15 protein-coding genes and 1 pseudogene are annotated in these 19,573 nt (G+C 67.7%); 11 read left to right on the forward strand and 5 right to left on the reverse strand.

The window, feature by feature from the left end:
* Positions 1-109: 109 nt before the first annotated feature.
* From OG568_RS24080 to OG568_RS24120, 9 genes are all read left to right on the forward strand, one after another.
* The gene (locus OG568_RS24080; RefSeq protein WP_329533056.1) at positions 110-547 is read left to right on the forward strand and encodes an ATP-binding protein; all 438 of its coding nucleotides are present in this window, start codon (positions 110-112) and stop codon (positions 545-547) included.
* A 2-nt stretch (positions 548-549) separates the two neighbouring features.
* A complete protein-coding gene (locus tag OG568_RS24085) occupies positions 550-1,872 on the forward strand; it encodes a UDP-N-acetylglucosamine 1-carboxyvinyltransferase (protein ID WP_443077741.1) in 1,323 nt (440 codons plus the stop codon).
* Entirely contained in the window at positions 1,869-3,110 is a 1,242-nt protein-coding gene (locus OG568_RS24090) for a metallophosphoesterase (protein ID WP_329533057.1), read from the forward strand. The genes OG568_RS24085 and OG568_RS24090 overlap by 4 nt, the downstream gene beginning before the upstream one ends.
* A complete protein-coding gene (gene dcd / locus OG568_RS24095; RefSeq protein WP_329533058.1) occupies positions 3,107-3,646 on the forward strand; it encodes a dCTP deaminase in 540 nt (179 codons plus the stop codon). Before OG568_RS24090 ends, dcd begins: the two co-directional genes overlap by 4 nt.
* Positions 3,643-4,179, forward strand: a complete 537-nt coding sequence (locus OG568_RS24100; RefSeq protein ID WP_329533059.1) for a dCTP deaminase — start codon at positions 3,643-3,645, stop codon at positions 4,177-4,179. Before dcd ends, OG568_RS24100 begins: the two co-directional genes overlap by 4 nt.
* Positions 4,176-5,294 (forward strand): glycosyltransferase family 4 protein, encoded by a 1,119-nt coding sequence (locus tag OG568_RS24105; protein WP_329533060.1) that lies wholly within the window; start codon positions 4,176-4,178, stop codon positions 5,292-5,294. Before OG568_RS24100 ends, OG568_RS24105 begins: the two co-directional genes overlap by 4 nt.
* Before the next feature lie 95 nt (positions 5,295-5,389).
* Positions 5,390-6,433 carry a serine hydrolase domain-containing protein gene (locus OG568_RS24110; protein ID WP_329536429.1) on the forward strand — a complete coding sequence of 348 codons (1,044 nt, stop codon included), beginning with the start codon at positions 5,390-5,392 and terminating at the stop codon, positions 6,431-6,433.
* 110 nt (positions 6,434-6,543) lie between these two features.
* Positions 6,544-7,437 (forward strand): phosphorothioated DNA-binding restriction endonuclease, encoded by an 894-nt coding sequence (locus OG568_RS24115; RefSeq protein ID WP_329533061.1) that lies wholly within the window; start codon positions 6,544-6,546, stop codon positions 7,435-7,437.
* A gap of 241 nt (positions 7,438-7,678) precedes the next feature.
* Positions 7,679-11,584 carry a P-loop NTPase fold protein gene (locus tag OG568_RS24120; protein ID WP_329533062.1) on the forward strand — a complete coding sequence of 1,302 codons (3,906 nt, stop codon included), beginning with the start codon at positions 7,679-7,681 and terminating at the stop codon, positions 11,582-11,584.
* 305 nt (positions 11,585-11,889) lie between these two features.
* Here OG568_RS24120 and OG568_RS24125 read toward each other — a convergent pair whose 3' ends face one another.
* The 4 genes and pseudogenes from OG568_RS24125 to OG568_RS24140 form a co-directional block, all read right to left on the reverse strand.
* Positions 11,890-12,042 carry a hypothetical protein gene (locus OG568_RS24125; RefSeq protein WP_329533063.1) on the reverse strand — a complete coding sequence of 51 codons (153 nt, stop codon included), beginning with the start codon at positions 12,040-12,042 and terminating at the stop codon, positions 11,890-11,892.
* Positions 12,043-13,185: a hypothetical protein gene (locus OG568_RS24130; protein ID WP_329533064.1), complete on the reverse strand. Its 1,143-nt coding sequence runs from the start codon at positions 13,183-13,185 to the stop codon at positions 12,043-12,045.
* Between the two features lie 584 nt (positions 13,186-13,769).
* Positions 13,770-13,979: a hypothetical protein gene (locus tag OG568_RS24135; RefSeq protein ID WP_329533065.1), complete on the reverse strand. Its 210-nt coding sequence runs from the start codon at positions 13,977-13,979 to the stop codon at positions 13,770-13,772.
* Positions 13,980-14,166: 187 nt separating this feature from the next.
* A pseudogene (locus OG568_RS24140) lies at positions 14,167-14,772 on the reverse strand (LacI family DNA-binding transcriptional regulator); the annotation flags it as partial.
* Between the two features lie 287 nt (positions 14,773-15,059).
* Here OG568_RS24140 and OG568_RS24145 point away from each other — a divergent pair.
* Positions 15,060-15,953, forward strand: coding sequence for an IS982 family transposase (locus tag OG568_RS24145; protein ID WP_329532835.1), 894 nt, complete (start codon positions 15,060-15,062; stop codon positions 15,951-15,953).
* A gap of 376 nt (positions 15,954-16,329) precedes the next feature.
* Here OG568_RS24145 and OG568_RS24150 read toward each other — a convergent pair whose 3' ends face one another.
* A complete protein-coding gene (locus OG568_RS24150; RefSeq protein WP_329533066.1) occupies positions 16,330-17,862 on the reverse strand; it encodes a beta-propeller fold lactonase family protein in 1,533 nt (510 codons plus the stop codon).
* 721 nt (positions 17,863-18,583) lie between these two features.
* Here OG568_RS24150 and OG568_RS24155 point away from each other — a divergent pair.
* Positions 18,584-19,000, forward strand: a complete 417-nt coding sequence (locus OG568_RS24155) for a hypothetical protein (RefSeq protein ID WP_329533067.1) — start codon at positions 18,584-18,586, stop codon at positions 18,998-19,000.
* Positions 19,001-19,573 lie beyond the last annotated feature (573 nt).

Below are 19,573 nucleotides of genomic sequence, written 5' to 3' on the forward strand. Positions count from 1 at the left end.
GCCGTGATGCAGCTCCTGCATAACCGATGCAGCGCAGGCACCTGGGCTAACCACCCACCGCGACGAGCTGGTTGCGTGAAGTGGCCGCACCTACACCGGGAGGCCGCTCATGCAAGCGCACCAGCTCACTCTCTCCGTACCCGCCACACCAACCGCAGTCACCGCCGCCCGGCACCAGGCCGTGGACGCGATAGCGGGCTGGAAGGCGGAGCTGGACGGCGAGGTGGTGCACACCGCCGAGCTGGTGATCAGCGAGCTGGTGACCAATGCGGTCCGCCACGCCGGTACCGGCCACGTCTCGATGACCGTGCAACTCATCGCGACCGTCCTGCGCATCGAGGTCTGCGACTCCAGCCCCGTGCTGCCCCAGCTCGGCCTGCCGGACGAGTGCAGCGAGAACGGCCGCGGCCTGTTTCTCGTTGCCGCGCTGGCCGACCAGTACGGCGCCGAGCCGACATCCATGGGCAAGCGGTGCTGGGCCGAGATCGCCCTGCCCACCAGCCCGGACCAGAAGAGGGCCGTCTCCCTTCCCCTGCAGAGGAGTTGACCGTGAAAACCACCGCCTCCACCTCGACCCGGGCCGCCGAGGTGATCGCCGTACGCCCCGGACCGCCGCTCGCCGGCACAGTCGCCGTCGACGGATCCAAGAACGCCACTCTCCCCCTGCTGGCCGCCGCAGCTGCCCTCGGCCGCCCTGTAAGGCTGAGCAACATCCCGGCCAACACGGACGTACAGATCATGCTCGCGCTACTGCAGCAGGCGGGCTGGCACGTCGCGCAGCCCGTCGGGGAGCCGACCACTGCGGTGATCCTGCCGACCGAGAGCCGACGCACGCACCCCGAGCTGCCCCAAGCCGCCCACATCCGTGCCTCGTACTACTTGGTGCCCGCCCTGCTCGCCCGGCACGGGGAGGCACGACTGCCCTGGCCGGGAGGCTGCCGGATCGGCGCGCGCGGGATGGAGGTGCACTTCAAGGTGTACGAGGCGTTCGGCGATCGGAGCGCGGCGGACGACTCCGGCTACCGCGTCGAGGCCGTCATGCCGCGCACCAGCACCGTCTCCCTGGTGCTGCCGTTCCGCTCCCGCGGAGCGACCGTGGCCGCCATGCTGCGCGCCGTCACGACGGGACGCCCGCTACGGCTGGGCGAACCCAACCTCTCGCCGGAAGTGCTGTGCTTGCTGGATGCCCTGCACGCGGTGGGCTGGGAGACCCAGGCCGGCGAGCGCCTTCTCGCCCTTTCGCCGCCGTTCTCGGCCCCGAGTGACACCGTCGTCTGGGCGGTGCCCGGGGACAAGGTCGAAGCGGGGACGCTGGCCTGCGCGGTCGCGGCGACCGGCGGCAACGCACGCATCGAAGGCGTGCGAGGCAAGGACATGGGACTGCTCTTCGCTGCCCTACGGCGGCTGGGGGTCACCATCAGCAGCGAGGTCGACGCCCTGGTCATCCGCGCCCAGGACGCACGTGCGACCGGGCGGCCTCTGCGGGCCATCGCCTCCCTCAGCCCCGGCGGCCTGGACGCCGACTTCGAACCGCCGCTCATGGCACTCGCCCTCGGTCTTCCCGGCACCCATCTGTTCGCCGACGCGATCAACCCCGGACGCCACAGCAACCTGCTCCCCCAGCTGACCCGCCTCGGAGCCGACATCGAGGAGATCTCCCCTACCGAGTGCCGCCTGGCCGGACCCCAGCGGCTGATCGGGACAGGCGTGGAGGCCACCGACATCCGCACCGGCTCCGCCCTCATGGTCGCCGGCCTCACCGCCCAAGGCATCACCACCCTCGGCGGCCTCGACCAGCTCCGCCGCGGCCACGCCGACCTGCCCGGCAAGCTGCGCACCCTGGGCGCCGACATCTGCGAGGTCACCCCATGACTGCCGATCGCGCGCTACGGAGGATCGTCGCCACCACCGACGTGCACTCCGCCTTCGACAACGCCGAAGCGCTCCTCGCTCATCTCCACGGTCTCCGCCCGACCTCACTCATCACGGACTGCGGCGACTTCTTCGAGGGCGGCGGCTACTACCGGCTCGCCCACGGCGCCATCGAGCGCGAGATCCTCCTGGGGCTCTACGACGTGCTGGCGCCCGGCAACCACGGCTGGCCCCACCACTTCGAACCCGAACTCCATCGCCTCACCGTCTGTTCCAATGCCGTCGACGCGGTCACCGGTGATGCGCTCTTCCGCCGTCTGCATACCGCGCGCGTCGGCGGCCGACGCGTCGCGATCACAGCGGTGATCGGGCAGCAGGCGTTCAACGCCATCCCTGCCGAGCAGCGAGCCGGTCACGGCGTCACCGACCCCGTCCAGGCCCTGCGCGAGATCATGCTCGCCCACCACCACGAGGTGGACGACTGGATCCTGCTCAGCCACTCCGGCTTCGACGAGGACCTCAAGCTGGCAGCTGCCTGCCCCTTCCTCGACGTGGTCTTCGCCGGCCACTGCCACAGCGACCAGTACGGCCCCGTCCACGTCGGAGACACCCTCGTCCTCAAAGGCCGAGAACTCGCCGCCGGGTACGCCTACGCCGAGCCGGTCGGCACCGGCTGGGCGGCGGGCACGGCCGACTTCCCGAAGAACCACCCGGGCCCCGGGCCGGATGAATTCGTCGGCGCGACACAGCAGATCGGCCATGCGCGCAGAGAGCTGGAGGAGCCCATCGGCGCCATCAGCGAGGCGTACCGCCACCAAGTGCCCGACCGGAGCCACTTGCTGGCCGCCGTCGCCACACGGCTGCACACCGGACTGGGTGCCGACGCAGTCATCCTCAACGAGACCGCGCTCCGCCCCGTCCCCCTCGGGGGCACTCTCACACGAGGCGACCTGCTCGCCATCGAGCCCTTCGGCAACCAGCTGGTCCACGCCCAGATCCCGGACAGGTACCGCGCAGCCCCGCAGGATCTGCTCGCCCGGCTCGCCGAGCAGGCCGGCCCACTCGTCACCGTGCCGGATCCCCTGCCGGACGGCATCACCACGGTGCTGACCACCGACTATCTCGCCGACAACTACCTCGGACAGCGCACCCACGAGGCGGGCCTGTGCCTGGACCAGGCCGTCCAGCACGTCCTCACAGCCCCGTCCTCCGACACCGCCCCTGGAGACACGCGATGATCCTCACCGGCCCCGAGATCACCGCAGCCGCCCACGACGGCCGCCTCCGCATCGCCCCCTTCTCCGCAGAGCAGGTCAACCCCAATAGCTACAACGTGCGCCTCGGACCGACTCTTGTCCTGTACACCGCTGACGTACTGGACACCCACCGCCCCAACCCCACCCGTGAGATCACGATCACCCCGGAGGGAGAGGTCCTCCAGCCCGGCGAGCTGTACCTCGGCCACACCCTCGAAGAGGTCGGCTCCGACACCTTCGTCCCGCTGCTGTTCGGCCGCTCCTCCGTCGGACGGCTCGGTCTGTTCGTCGAGATCACCGCCCCGATCGGCGACATCGGCTTCCACGGCCAGTGGACGCTGATGCTCACCCCGATCCGTCCACTGCGGGTGTACGCCGGCATGAGGATCGGGCAAATCATGTTCTTCGTCTCCACCGGCGCCATCGACCTCTACCGCGGCAAGTACCAGGCTGCCGCAGGCCCGCAGTCCTCCGCCTACTGGCGGGACGTCGCCCGGCTCCGGGCGGTGGCCTCGTGATCCTCACCGGCCCCGCCATCGCCGCCGCCATCCAGGCCGGCGAGATCACCATCGACCCGTACGACCCCGCCCGCCTCTCCCCGAACGCCTACGACTGGCGACTCGGCGACACGCTCCGCGTCTGCGACGGCGACCTCGACGCCGCCGCCCCCACCGCCTTCACCGAGCAGTCCCTTCCCGCCGCCGGCCTGGTGTTGGAGCCTGGGGTGCTCTACCTCGGCGTCACTCTGGAGAGGACCGGCTCGGAGACGTACGCACAGATGCTCAACGGCGACCGCACCATCGGCTGCCTGGGCATATGGGTCCACGTCTCGGCCCCGCTCGGCCACCAGGGCCATGCCATCCGCTGGACCCTGGAGATCCGCGCCGCCCGACCCGTACGCGTCTATCCGGAGATGACCTTCGGCAAGCTCGTCTTCCTCACCGCGCACGGCACCCCGGCCAGCTACCGACAGCAGCCCGCCAAGTACGCGACGACGGACGGCATCGACATCTCCCGCCTCTACGAAGAGATCCCTGGAGGATTCCTGTGAGCCCCCATCCGACCACCGGGCCGCTGGCCGCCACCCTCCTGGACCTGCCCGCCGGAAGTCCAGGCGGCAGCGTCGAGCTCTTCCTCGACCTCTATACCGGCGACTGCCCCCTCATCCCCGCACGCGCGTTCATGCTGGGTCCGTCCAGCCCCGGACACCGCGTCCCTGCCGGGCTCGACCTGCTGCCCGTGGCCGGGAAGTGCCTGGAAGGCCCGGCCTTCAGCCGCTACGTCGCGGCCCTGCGCAAGGCTCTCGCAGTAGCGATCGACCCAGCCCAGATCGGCGTCCTGCACCTCCAGCACCTCGCCTTCGGTGCCACCCCCGCGCTGATCCGGGCCCTGCCCATGCATCCCCGCATCGCCCTGGTCCACGGCACGGACCTGATCTTCGCCGAGGCCCACCGCGACCAGCTCCAAGTCCTGCGCGAGACCGCTCGGGCCGCCGACGCCATCGTGGTGCCGACCGGGGCAATGGCCGACCACCTTCTCAAGCTCGCCCCACAGGTCGACCGCCGGAAGATCACCCACATCCCCTGGGGCATCCCCGACCGCCTGCTCACCGACCCGCCGCCCCGACCAACCCCCACATTCTCCAACCACCTACGACTGCTGTACGCAGGACGGCTGACCGCCGAGAAAGGCGTCGAGGCCCTGATCAAGAGCCTGGCCCCCGTGCCAGGTGTTGAACTGAGCATCGCCGCACCCCGGGCCCAGTTCCATGGCCTGGCCCCGCTGCTGCAACGGGCAGCAGGCGTACGGGCCCGTTACCTCGGCTGGCTCCGCCGTCCACAGCTGTGGAAGGCGTTTACCGGGCACGACGTGCTGGTCATGCCGTCCACCACACTGGAGGCCATGGGCCTTGTCGCGCTGGAGGCCCAAGCCTGTGGACTGCCCGTCCTGTACCAACCCGTACCCGGCCTCAGTGAAGCCCTCGCCGCCTCCGGCGTGGCCACCGACTTCACCCACTCCGCCGCCCTCGGCCGCGATCTTGATCGGCTGAGAACCTCTCCCGGCCTGCTGACTGCCGTGCGGCAGTCGGGCTATGCAAACGCGGCGCGCTATCCGCTCTCGGCGACCGCACGGTCCCTGACCAACCTCGGCCGCCAACTCGCCTGAACTGCCTTCCAGGCGGTTCGACACGCCGCTGCCTGGACCACTCCATGAACGTCACTACGCTGACCGGCGGGATACCCCCGGCGAAGAGGGAGACCATGACGTATAACAGCGACCGCATCGAAGCCCTGTTGGACGAGGGCGTGCGCGACAAGGTGTATCCCGGCGCCGTGTGGGCCGTCGGCGACGCCGCTGGTATCCGCGCCCAAGGCACCACCGGCGCCCTCGACCCCGACGAGCCAAACGTGCCGATGCGCGCCGACACCGTCTTCGACGCCGCCAGCCTCACCAAGATCCTCGCCGTGTGGTCGTCCATCGGCGCCCTGTGGGAGGACGGCGCCCTCGACCTCGACCAGCCGCTCGGCAGCTTCTGGCCAGAGGTCACCGGCCATCCCTTGGGGAGCGTTACCGTCCTGCAGCTGCTGACGCACACAGCTGGCGTCCCCCTGCGGGCCCAGCTGAAGAACCTCTACGGCACGGACCGGAACGACGTTCGCCGCGGCGTACTGCACGAGCAACTCCATCGGACACCCGGTGAAGCCGTCGAGTACACCGACCGGGCCGCCCTCATTCTCGGCTACCTCGCCGAACACTTCTCTGGTCAGCCCTTGGACCAGCTGGCTGCCGTCCGCACCTGGCATCCCCTGGGCATGAATTCCACCCGTTTCGGCCCTCTGCCGGATGAGATCGCGGCCCGTTGCGCCCCGACCGAACTCGACCAGGACACCGACACCCATCTCAAGGGCGCCGCGCACGACTTTTCCGCGCGACTCCTGGGCGGTGTCTGCGGCATCGCCGGCGTTTTCACCGTCCTCGACGACCTCGTCACCTTCCTGCGTTACATGCTCAACGCCTCCACGTCGCGCACCAGTGCCAGTTTCGGGACCGAGTGGACCGCGTGCTCCCTCACCGTCCAGACCGGCGAGTTCCAACCGGCCCGTGGGCTGTTCTGGCACCCCGCCCCTGATACGTCCGCCGCAGACGACGTGTGGATCCACTACGGCTTCACCGGCACAGGAATGTGGATCTCGCCCACCAAGGGTCGGTGGGCGGTGCTTCTGACCAACAAGCTCTACTACACAAGGGACCGTCAGCCTTTGACCGAGGTTCGCAACGCCTTCCGCCAGCTCGCCTTCGGCTGAACTTGGCGACATCAGACCGGCTTTGGCCAGTGTCGCCGCGGTATGGCGGGGCCAGTCAATTGCGTTGCGGCCTGCTCCATAACGGTAGATCCTCACTACGATCACCGACCATGGACTGGCTCGAGCGCACTGCGAAGCTCAGACAGTGGACCAGAGGCGGGACACGCGCCCCGCACAAGCCGCTGTTACTCCTGTACGCCCTCGGCCGGTTCCAGCGAGACGCGGACAGCGAGCTGCTCTACAGCGCGGTGGAGGAAGACCTGCAGCGGCTATTGACCGAGTACGGGCCGCCCAATAGGACGACGCCCGCCTACCCGTTCCACCATCTGGTCAGCGACGGCGTGTGGGAAGTGCGTACCGACCGCGGGCACGGTAGTCCTGGTAGCGGTGTACGAGATCTCCGGGAAACGGGTGCCGCCGGGCGACTCTCACCGGAACTGAGAACTGCTCTGCGACGCGAACCGGAATTGCTCAGGCGGATGGCGCAGTTGCTGCTCGATCGTCACTTTCCGCCCTCGCTCCACGGTGAGCTGTGCGAAGCCGCCGACTTGGAACTGGAGCCCGCGAAGACCGAGCAGCTCTCAACCGTACGGAGGCAACGGGACCGACGAATGCGCGAGCTGGTGCTGATCGCTTACGAGTACCAGTGCGCCTTCTGCGGCTACGACGGCAGGATCGGCGCGATGCCAGTCGGGCTGGAAGCTGCACATGTGCGCTGGTGGGCGTTCGGAGGTCCGGACGACGTCGACAACGGGCTGTGCCTGTGCACACTGCACCACAAACTCTTCGATAAGGGCGTCCTCGGGGTCGACAACGGCCACCGCATACTGGTCTCCCAGCGCTTCGTCGGCCACAGCCCAGCTGCCCGCGAGCACGTAATAGCGCTCGCTGGTCGGCCGCTCGTCGGACCACAGCCGGGCGCACGCCCTGTCGCGGCCGACCACCTCGCCTGGCACATCGGCCAGGTCTTCCACGGCACTCCACGCCCTGCCACCGCGGCCTGACACACCTACCGCCTGCTGGAGGAACACGGACTCCGCCTCTGGATCTCCGAAGCGTGCGTGCCCACATTCTCCGGCAAGCCTGCCTGCCGGAGCAGCCTCCGCAGCACGCAGTCGGCGCCCCCCGCCAACAGGCCAGAACGCCACTCGGAATCGCAGCCCAGTACCGATCCATATCCGATGTCAGTACGAGGCCCTACGATCACTGCGGCTGGTGTGAAGAAACTGTGCAAGGGGTGGGCACGTGGGCCGGAGCGACAAGTGGATCATTGAGGACGTATCGATCGCCTCAGAGAGCGAAGACCGCTTCGATCACACCTCGGTTGCGCGCGAAATAGGAGATATCGCCCGTAAGTCCACGCACTCGCTGGCGATCGGCCTCCTGGGCCGCTACGGAACCGGCAAGTCATCGGTCGTGCGGCTGCTCCACCAGGAACTCAATGGCAGGAAGTGGGCCGTCCTCCAGGTCAGCGCGGAGCGACACACGGGTGTGGCTCGGGGGCGGGGATTGCTGTACGGGCTCATCGATGAGGCCCACCGCCAGGGTGACGACGTGCTCAGCGCCGAAGAACACAAGGCGCTGCGAGCCAGCCTGGAAGGCGGCCAGCAGCGAACCACGACCCTGAACGTGACAGGGGACGGCAAGAGCAAGGCCAGCTGGGAGAAGTATGCACACGCGGCCGGGAACGGTCTCGCCTGGATCGTCGGGCTGATGCTGGCCGTGTGGGTGATCGGTGCTGTGATCACCGTGCTGGTCCACCTCTTGCACGCCTGGCCCCACGTGAAGAGCTGGACCTGGTTCACCGCGAGTGGAGCGACAGCACCGACCGCGTTCTTGCTCAGCGGCGCGGTGGCAGCCACCGTGATTGTGGCAGCGAAGGAAGGCGCACAGCACGTCCTGCGCGCCTACGACATCACTCTCACCACTCCGCGAGCGGATACCGCCGACGAGCTTGAGCAGGCGTTCCTCCGCCTGGTCTGCCAGGTCAAACGCCGGGTCGTGGTGGCCATCGACGACATCGACCGGCTCGCCGCGGACGATGTCCTCGATGCCCTGTCGACGGTGCGCAGCCTGCTCCTGGTGGGTGCTCACCTGGAGCGGCCCCCTGTGTTCCTACTGTCATGTGATGAGGAGATCGTTCGGGAGGCCATCATCGGAGTGAGCCCCGGCCTGGCTCATCGCCCGATCCACACCCTCGGCGACGACGCGCAGGGCGAGCACCGCGCAGCGGCCCAAGCGGCAGACGAGTACCTCAACAAGCTGTTTACGGTGCGGATCGCGCTGCCGGACCACCACGGCCTCGACATGCGCGAGTACGCCGGACAACTCCTCAAAGAACATCCGATCACCACCATGGTGAGCGCGAGCAACCTTGAAACGATCCTGGATGTGCTCATCCACGACCGCGTCGTCGATCCCAGGCATGTCATCCGTCTGCTCAATGGCTTCCTGGCGCACTACCGCCTCGGGCAGCGACGCGAAGCAGCCGCCAACGGCTCACCCGCGCGCATCGCCGAGGGAGAAGTCACCGACTACCCAGTAGAGCTGGCGCGCTTGACCGCGTTGCAGTACGACTTCCGTCACCTTTATGAGGCCGTGGCGCGGGAGCATGAACTCCTCCATCTCCTGGACGACACGATCCTGGCCGACGCCCCCGTGGAGAACGCCGACCCGCTGCTCAACCCGTACCTCAGGACCAAAAGCCCCGCCGAGAGCGCCGCTGTCCCGCTGGACTACGCAGCACATCCCGGCCTGGCTTACCTGCGTACCGTTGCGCCCACAGTACGCCCGCACCGTGCCCCGGCGATCGGACCGCTCCTGACGCTGGGCTCAGAACCCGACAGTCGCCAACTGGGCGGAGAGACTGCCCGCGCTATCCGCGCGGAACTCCAGGGACGGGACACTCACGGCTTTGCGACACGGCTGGTGGAGCCGGACGGCCGCGGGCGCGTACTCCAGGCAGCCGAGCTTGTTCTCGCCAACGCTCGCCATGGACTCGCCCTTGATAATGCCCTGACCACGGCAGCCAGCGCGCTCGGGCAGACGCAGAATGCTCTGAGCGGTGGCGAGGCCCGCAGGCTCGCCGACACCATTGTCCGTCGCCGCAGTGCGATGACCATTCCCTTGGAAGCCGAAGACCTTGCCGTACTTCTCGCGCTCAGCTCGGAGGCCCTCCACCCCGCCCTCATCGCCACCTTGCAGCAGGCGCCCGAGGACGCTGACCGGTGCAGGCGGTGGGCGACCACGCTGCTGAACCTCAGCCAGACACCTCATGGCGCCCACTTCGCAGCGATGCTGGACGAGTACTTCCTCAACGCCGCGTCCGACGCGGAAAGCAACAATGAAGATCTCGACTACTGGCTGGACGCTTGGGAGCGGAACCCAGACCAGGCGCTCGCCACCTGGCCCACCAGCGCCTACGCATTCGCGCTCTCCAGCGCAGCGCGTCATCAGGCCCGACCAGGCTTCAGCGAAATCGTCCTGACCGGCGCCTCACGCCATCGTTGGGGCCGCCCTGTCGTGCTTGGCCTGCTGGACTGTCTCGGGGACGAGTCGCAGATGCGGCAGGTGACGCTGGAGCTGCTCGGTCACGTGGAGATTCCCACGGACGAGTGGGGAAGAGACGAGGGGGAAGACCAGGATCTCCCTCCATCTTCAACTGTTGCTGTCCGCTTGGCCGAGCGGGTTTCTTCGACCCTGCGAGAAGAGCAGGACGACGCCGAGGCTGGGAAGGCCGCCGCTTTGCTGCGCGCCTGGTTGCCACACTGGTTGGCCACCTCCAATCGCACTGCCATAGACCTGACGATCGACGCGCTCGTCGAGACCGCCGATACGAGCCTGGCGCTCGCCGAGACCTCGGCCGACCTTGTGCCTCTGCTTCCCGAAAACGACGTCGCCCGGTATGCGGCGGCTTTGGCTGCCAGACTCACCCCTCAGCGCGACGCCAACCCCGGCATCGACGCAGCGCTGCGCACAACCCTGATCAACTTCCTCCACGCAACGAAGGACAGCAACGCAGCGGCTACGGCCCAGGCCACCGCGCAGGTGATCGAGAGCCTCACCGCTGGCCTGGAGGCGGAAGCCCCCGCCGGGGACTTCGCCCACAAGAGCCTCCCCTATCTACTGACCACCCAGCAGGGCTCAGCTCACGCACCGGCCCTCGCCATGCGGGTCATCAACGCCATCCCGAACCAGGCCACCGCGCACGCGCTCCTACTGACCTCGCTGCTGCACCAGCTCTTCGCCATCCCGGCCGCCCGGGAGCAACACCTGCCCCAGGCGCTTGGACGAGTACAGCAGTGGATCAACGCGGCCCAAGCCGGGCCGGCCATGGTCTTCGCCGCCCACTACTCGGACCAGCCCGCGGTCACTGACCAGTGGCTGGCCTGGATCGGGCAACACTGGGCCGCCCTTGCCCCGGCCGAGCGCAACCTCGTTCTTCGCGCCGCCGGTCGAACCGAACTGCTGCCGCCTCACGCAGCAGCGCAATACCTAACGCCGTTGCTGCTGGACCACCTGCTCGACTCTTCGGCCGACGCTCCATGGCACTCCGCCCCGAGGCTCTGGGATGCCTTGAACGAGGATCAGCGCGCCCAACTGCTAGCTGCTGAGCGAGGACGCTGCCGAGAGCTGGCCGTGCAGGCAGCCGAAAGTCCCGTGCCCGTGCTGCTGGGTACCTTGCAGCGGGCCGGTGAAGATCTTGAGAGTGTGCTGCAGTTGCTACGCGACGCCCCCGGGGCATCAGCCGCTCTCAATCACTTCATCGATGAGCTTCTGCAGGCTCCCGTCTGGCAGCCCGATTCCGCCGATAAAGCCATAGCTGGCATCGCCGATCCAACTGCCGTGTGGTCCACAGCACTCAGCGCAGCCGCCGAGGGCCGGGACAGCCTGCATCGGGCAGCCCATGTAATCCGGGCGCTCGCGGAACAGCACCCCGATAGTGTTCCAGAGACTTTCGTGCAGGACTTCGCGCCTCTCGTCCATGACTGCACTGACGTGGACACCGCCGCCGTACTGGGCCGCGCGGTGCAGCCGATGCGCGAACAAGCGAGGGCGGTCTCCAGAACGCTCACGGGAGAGCACAACACGACCAAGGAACAAAAGGACAGAACGTCGGCGTTCCGGAAGGCCGCCGGCATCCGCCGCTGAGCGCAATAGGGTCAGCGCCAGCCGCCCCGTTCCCGCCAGCTGCTTGGGAGCCATCTGGGAGCCGACCCGCTCCCGGAGCCTCTTCAAGACCAGCCGAAACCATCCCAGCCCAACCATCTGACCAGGTAAAACGGCGGATGAGCCGGTCGGCGATCCACCCGAACCTCATTCGGGACGTAGAGGTCGTGGGTTCAAATCCCGCCACCCCGACAGCTGAAATACCAGGACAGGGGCCTGACCCGCATCGCGGGTCGGGCCCCTGTCGGCTTTACGCCGGCCTCCAAGCGGGCTTCAGCCGACCGCTGTCAGTCAGGACCTGCCCCGTACAGCGTCAGCATCAGTGCCACAACGGCAACGCCGACCAAGAGCGCAGCGCCTAGCCGTTCGTCGCGCCGAGATTCGCGCACGACGAAGCAGCCGACCATGGCGATCAGGGCGAGAGTCAATGTGTCAGGCATTCACGCCTCCCGCGCTTCCGCTGCGCGGTCATCGGCTCGACCGACAGCAGGCGACTGGGCCGCTCGGAAACGGGACGTCTCCTCGCCATCACGACTGTGACGCGCACGGCGACCGAGCCGCTTGAGCTTGCGGCGTACTCGCTCACCCAGAGCCTCGGCGCCACCCTGCACGTACGCCTGCGAGGTGAGGGCCAACACCATGGCGGCCGCCTCGGTCCAACTCGACGTACCCGAACGGGACCAGGCGAGCGCGACGGCCCTCTCGATCGGGAACATCTGCTCCAGCACGGCGAGCACACGCGGATCATCAGGCAGCATCCCCGTAAGGATGTCGGCCGGGTCGGGCCCTCCTGCGACGAGGTCGGCGAGAGTCAGCCCATTCTCCAGAACGGGGACATCGAGGCTGAGCAGCCGCTCTCCAGCGCAGCGCCGACGCCACAGTGGCGTGAGCTGTCGGTGGATCTCCCTCACCTCACGCATCAGCCGGGAGAGAGCCCCCCGGCGGATGGTGCCGTGCGTGTACAGGGTGCTCGCCCAGTCGCCAAGGAGAGCCGTGGTCACCGGTTCCTGCCAGCGGGCTCCCCGCCACAGGCCGAGGTCGACGGCCATGAACTTCTCGATGAGCTCGGTGTTGCCGAGCGCCGCCTCGTTCCGTGCTTCCACGGCGCGTGCCGCGAGCCTGGCCTCACGGGCCTCTGCACGAGCCTCCGGGGAGCTGGGCTTCGCGGCGATGGCCGCTCCACCCCATGGGCCGTCGACCTCCCCCTCTGTCCAGGTCTGCGCGATTTGCCAAGGTTCGAGTCGAGGGCTGTCCAGGAACAAGCGTCCTGCCAGCAGTCGTCCACCGTCCCTTTCGTTGCCGAAATAGAAGTAGGAGCTGTCGCGGACTCCCCCATCGCCCCCGTACGCGATGAGGTCGCCCTCACCCAATACAGGGAGGCCGCGAGTGGACTGTGGATCAATGGGTACGGGCTTCGGCTCAGGAAGTACCCGCCACCGCCTGACCAGGCCGTACCGCGCGTAAAGGGCGTCGAGGTCCTCGGCTTCTTCCGTCTCCGACACGTCGGTCTCGCGGGGCGGGACGGTCACAGGCGGTGCCGCCGCTTCCAGTGCCTGCGGTTCTTCGAGAGCTTCGGGCGTCATGGGTGGTGCCTCCGGCAGATGATGGGCGAGCCTGTCCCCTCTCGGGCGCCGCAACGCCCCAAACCGGCAATCCCCACCCCGGAATCTTGAGTGATCTGCATCACAAAGCCGGAGGTCGTGCTGAGGTCTCCGGCCCGCCGACATCTGGCTCCCCACTCCCGTGCCCCTCCCCCTGCGAGCCTTGAGAGCAGGACGTATCACCTGGGAGCCATTGGGGAGCCGATTCGTTCCTCGAACCCCCGCGAGACCACCCCATACCTATCCGCACCAACGCCCTGACCAGGGGAAACACCATCAAGGCTGATGGTGATCTTCGCCGAACCTCATTCGGGACGAAGAGGTCGTGGGTTCAAATCCCGCCACCCCGACAGCTGAATAGCAGGTCAGGTCCGGTGCTGAGAGATCAGCACCGGGCCTTCCTCGTTCTCCAGAGGCTCTCTGGAGAAATCCTGGAGAGGATCTTGGAATCTGCCTCCGGATCAGCGCGCTGCTAGGGCGTGTCCGACGGGTCGGCACAGTCCCTGCGACTCTCCCGGCTACGCTCGCGCGGGAGCGCCCCGCGGCTGCGGGGCGCCTTGTGGGGTTCAGTCGACCTCCTGGCCGTCGTATCTACCGCCCACGCAGGGGTTGCCCGGCAAGTCGATCCGGGGCTCTCCGCCGCCCTCCCTGCACTGAGAAGGGGTGACGTACGACGGGGCACCCTGTGCGGTGGCGGCGGTGGCGGCGCCCGTGAGGCCTAGTCCGGCGAGGGCTGCCGTGGCGATGACGGCGGCGAGGATTCGTCGAACGGACATTTGGTTCCCCTTTCACGGATTGCCTCGATTGCGGCACTAGCCATCTTGATCTTCACCCATCCGGGTGGCACATCATGTTGCGCCATTCGGGTGACATGGCTGTCGGGAGCGGGGCCGCTGACCCGGCCCGCCCAAGACCTTCGCGGCCGACTGGGAAAGCGGGACGGACGACGGAGCGATGGCAGCTCTAGCGAGCTTTCAGCAACGCATCCAGAGCAGCCACGGGCGAGCCGAGACTCATCGTCCGGCGCGCGTCCAACGCTTCCTCCCACATCCCGGTGAGCGCGGTCATCAGCGCCTGCCGCATCCCTGGCGTGATGTGGTCATAGCGCGACTGGACGGAGCCGTCCTCATGACCCATGCGTTCGTCCATGAGCTTCGGCGGGGTCCCCACCTCCCTCATCAGGGTCTTGTGAGTGTGGCGCAACCCGTGCGGGGTGAGCCCCGGGGCGATCGGCACCCAGCACACCTCAGCCCGCTTGGAGGCTCCTCGCCCGCGCGCCGGGATGCCAGGCCACGGCTCAACAACGACGGGCACCGCCCGCTCTTCCTGACTGCCCCGCCCGGGGTACCGCCCTGTCGCGGCCGGTCGAAAGAGCCACGTGGCGAAACCGGAGCCCCGCCAGTGAGCAGCTAACTCCCCCGATGCGGCGTTGCGGATGTACCCGAGATCACTGACCGCTTCCAGCACCTTCAGGCGAGTCGGCTCCGCCACAGCGTCTGGGCGGTTGAGGACGTTGGAGACGGTGCCGGTCGATACGCCGGAGCGGCGCGCCACGTCGACTAGTGCCGCGGCAGGCAACGTTTGCCCGTCAAGGAGCGGCGTCCGGTGCGTGCTCTCGGCGTGCCGGCCGGAAGGCCCCGTCGACGGACCGGACGTACTTGGGCTTTCGGCCGGTGCGGCGAGAGGGCGTGCCGGGCGTCGCGACGGGGCGAACGTTGCCTGCCGCGGCACTAGCTTCGCCCCGGAGCGACTTACGGACCCGTTGGCGGCTCCATGGCCGCGGAAGACCTAGACGAGTCATTCCGAATGCTGACGGTGTGTCTGGGAACGCAGACAGGGCGTCCAAGATTCGTTGTGTGACGAACAACCTAGACGCCCTGCTGACCGCACTGTACGTGAAGATCGACGACGAGATCGGAGGTAGCCGATGGCTTGGCCGACCGCCGCAGCTGACGGATTCTGAGCTGGTCACCCTTGCCGTCGCCCAGGCGCTGCTGGGCTACACCTCGGAGTCGCGCTGGCTGCGGTTCGTGGACTCCCGACTGGGAGCGATGTTCCCGTACGTGCCCAGGCAGCCGGGCTGGAACAAGCGGCTGCGGGCAGCGTTGCCACTGGTCAAGAGGGCAATACGACTGCTGGCCGTCGATACGGACTTCTGGTTCGACAACCACTGGATCATCGACTCCACACCGGTGGAGTGCGGCCGCTCGCGTCCGACGGTGAAGCGGTCGGACATGGCCGGCTGGGCCGGATACGGGTACTGCGCCTCGCACTCCCGGTTCTTCTGGGGCCTGCGCCTGTTCCTGGTATGCACCCCGACCGGGATGCCCATCCTGTGGGCACTGGCGAACCCGAAACTGGATGAGCGGGAGGTGCTGTCGGCGATGCTGGACCGCGAACCGCACCTGTCCACGGACCGGCCGAGCCTGCTGGTGATCGCAGACAAAGGCTTCGCCTCCAAGGAGTTCGAGGCCGATCTGGCCTTCCGGGGCGCGGAGTTGCTGCGTCCTTCTTTCAAGCGCGAGAAGAAGCGCAGGGGCGAGAGCCTCCTGAAGTCGGTGCGACAGCTGATCGAGTCGGTCAACGACACCCTCAAAGGCCAGCTCGACCTGGAACGGCACGGTGGACGGACCTTCGAAGGTGTCGCCGTCCGCGTCGCCCAACGCATCCTCGCGATGGCCGCCGCGATCTGGCACAACCACAAGACCGGCCAGCCCGTCATACGATCCTTGATCGCTTATGACCACTGACCACATCGGAATGACTCGTCTAGGCCAGTCCGTGGCACTCGCAAGGCTTCGATCTCGTCCGGGCGATGTGGCTGGCAAGGAGCGAGGCGAGGAAATCGCGAGTACAAACGATGCCTCCGGCGGGGGCGCTCCTGCGTCCGGGATGGCGCGAGGTCGGCGCGCGGGTGCCGGTCGAGTGGGGTTGGGGTAGGTGGCTGCAAGGGAGCATCGTGGTCTCCGCGGTCACTGGGCTATGGCTGAACAACCCTGAGCCAAGGGCCTGGAGCGTACGGCTGTGAGGACTTGTACGTGGCTGGGGGCCGCGCCATGCGGAGATGGCGCGGCCCCCTTTCTGCCGCCTGGTGTTCCTGTCGTGCGTGCTGTCCGTGGCGGGTCGTCAGTCGCAGTGTGGCTGCTGCTTGCTGGGTGCGCCGTGTCTGGCGTCGTGCTTGCCGGGCCTGTGCTTCTTGTGGTGTCTGCCGTTGTGGTGGTGCTTTTCGCAGTGTCTGCCGCGTTTGATGGTGGTGGGGTCGGTCGCGGTGTCGGGGGTGCTGCCGCCTCCGGTGACCGTGGCGGTGTTGGTGACCTGCTTCGGCGCGCTGTAGGACGCTTTGACCGTGAGCTTGATGGTCGGGTAGCTGCGGCCGGGGTCGAGGGTGTCGCTGCGGGTGCAGGTCAGTGTGGCGCGGGTGCAGGCCCATCCGGTGCCGCGGAGCGAAACGGGGGTCAGCCCCGTGGGCAGGGTGTCGGCCACGGTGACGGTGGTGGCGTCGGTCGGGCCGGTGCCGTGGTTGGTGACCGTGATCCTGTAGGTGTTCCTCTTGCCCTGAACGAACGCGCCGCGGTGCGTCTTGGTGACGGTCAGGGAGGGGAACGGCGGCGTGCCGATGGCCACACCGATGGGGCCGTTGCTGACGGGGATGGTGGTGGTGACCGTGTTCGTGGCCGTGTCGATCACCGACACCGTGTCCGAGTTCCGATTGGCGACGTAGGCGTGGGTGCCATCCGGGGTGAAGGCCACACCGACCGGGGTGGTGCCGACGGGGATAGTGGCGGTGACCGTGTTCGTGGCCGTGTCGATCACCGACACCGTGTTCGAGTTCTGATTGGTGACGTAGGCGTGGGTGCCGTCCGGGGTGATGGCCACACCGACCGCGTTGTTGCCGACGGGGATGGTGGCGGTGACCGTGTTCGTCGCGGTGTCGATCACCGACACGTTGTTGGAGTTCTCATTGGCGACGTAGGCGTGGGTGCCGTCCGGGGTGATGGCCACAAAGGCCGGGGTGCTGCCGACGGGGATGGTGGCGGTGACCGTGTTCGTGGCCGTGTCGATCACCGACACCGTGTTCGCGTTCTCATTGGTGACGTAGGCGTGGGTGCCGTCGGGGGTGAGGGCCACACCGACCGGGCCGGCGCCGACGGGGATGGTGGCGATGACCGTGTTCGTCGCGGTGTCGATCACCGACACCGTGTTGGACCCGAAATTGGCGACGTAGGCGTGGGCGCCGTCGGGGGTGATGGCCACACCGACCGGGCTGGTGCCAACGGTGATGGTGGCGGTGACCGTGTTCGTGGCCGTGTCGATCACCGACACCGTCGTCGAACCGAAATTGGTGACGTAGGCGTGGGCGCCGTCGGGGGTGATGGCCACAGTGAACGGGGCAGCGCCGACGGTGATGGTGGTGGTGACCGTGTTCGTGGCCGTGTCGATCACCGACACCGTGGTCGAATTGAAATTGGTGACGTAGGCGTTCGGCGTGGGGGCGGCCGCCTGCGCCGGGGCCGCAGCCAGGACCGGCAGGGACAGTCCCGCCAGCATGGCCAGGGCCCCGATGACCAGCCGCAAGATGCCCAGGCGTGGCCCGGGCCTGCCCCGGTCCGGTACCGGGCCGCCCTGCGGCGCGGGCTCCTTGCCCGCATGTGGGATCACGAATGCCTCGCTTCGTCAGGAAGGGCGGCCGCGAGCGGACATACCGTGGGAGCCGACAGCGCACCGCAGGCACACACAACATGTGACTGCTCGTCACCCTATGTAGCGCATTGTGGAGAGGGTGAGCGGCACTCCGCAACCAAAGTGCGAGGACGAGCCGTTGGACGCACACTGAATATGATCCGATCGACTGACCGTCAGACCGGCTGCGAGAACGGCCTGACATCACCAGCTGACATCAACGTCACCAGACGACAACGCATCCCGGCGGCTGGAGCTGGACTACGGACCACCCGGCGAGCACGAGTCCGAGTCCGTCGCACGGATGGGGGATCGAACTTGCAAGGCGGTGGTCAGCCGCTTCAGCCGCGAGCTGGGCCGTCTCCGGGCCATACGAGGGTGACCAACGACAACCGCTGACGGCCAACAACGACCAAGAGGGCGCGGCAAACTACCGCTGCCTCTTGGTGTGTCTGTGCGGCTAGACCCAGGTGTCCAGCCACATCCGCGACCGCCACTGGTCTATGGGGATCGCCGTGCCCGTGTACAGGGGCCAGAAGTAGATGGTCTCCCAGCTTGGTGCGGTCACACTGTGTCTCCGACTCCAGGACTGCGGGAGGAACGATGGGCGAGAACCCAGAGCTCTCAGTTCAGGTCATCGACGGCCCGTACAGGCGGCGTGGGGTCGGTTGCGATGGCGGGAGTTCGCCTGATTAACGGTGTGAGCGCCTGCGACGATGTCAGCGTGCCGACGCCTGGAACGCCTCTCCCCGCTGCACTCATCCCCGACTGCACCAAACAGGAAGCTCACCACGCGGCCTACAGAAGTGCCAAGACCAACGACGCGATCTTTGTGTGCATCGCTCGCCAGGGATCGCGCTGGAAGGTGGAGCTTGACGCTCCGGCCAGCAGTGGGCCCACCATCCCGGACCAGGCAGTGGCAGTCCTGCAGTCCGCGGTTGAAGTATTGGTATCTGATGGCACGGTGACGCGGGCCAACATTGCACCTGACTACATCTCCATATGGGCGATCGAGAGCGAGCAGAAGGCACGCGAAATCGCGGCTGCGTTCCATGCCGCCACGCAAGGACTCCGGCAGCTATACATCGCCGTTCCAGTCCCGCGTAGAAAGGTCTAGCCTCCGAGGCTCGCGGTGCCTCACGCCGAGGCGGGCGGTGCGGCCGGCGGACCACGGATCTGCGGACCACACGCCGGCTCCTGCATCGCGCGCAGTGAGCGTGAGCGAGGCTTGGAGAATTCCTGGAGATGATCTTGCGCCGGGATCCCTGACGCACCAACGGAGACCAACGCTTCCCAGAGCGTGCCGTGCGCCGCGTGTGCCCCGGGAGAGTCGTCCCCACGGCTTGGTGCCAAGGAGCCCGCGGACGGTACGACGATCGCCATGCACCCTTGGACTCCGTTGAACGACCGGCAGCTCGCACTCCTCACCCGCATCGGGGACGGAACCGACCCCGACGCGGGTGCACGCGAGCGACGTTCGAGGGTTCCCGAGCCAGAGGCACGACCGACCCCTCCACTACAGGAGCAAGCCACGGCCGCGCCCAAGACGGAGTCGGCGCCGCAGCGCGCCGCGAAGCCCCCACGGCCGTCGCCAGCGGAAGTCGGCTCCGGAGAGGCCCTCACACATGGTCACAGGAGGGTCAAGAGGTGGGACATACGGGTGATCGGGTGGCTGATCACCAAGAGAATG

The sequence above is a fragment of the Streptomyces sp. NBC_01450 genome (assembly GCF_036227505.1).
GTDB lineage: Bacteria > Actinomycetota > Actinomycetes > Streptomycetales > Streptomycetaceae > Streptomyces.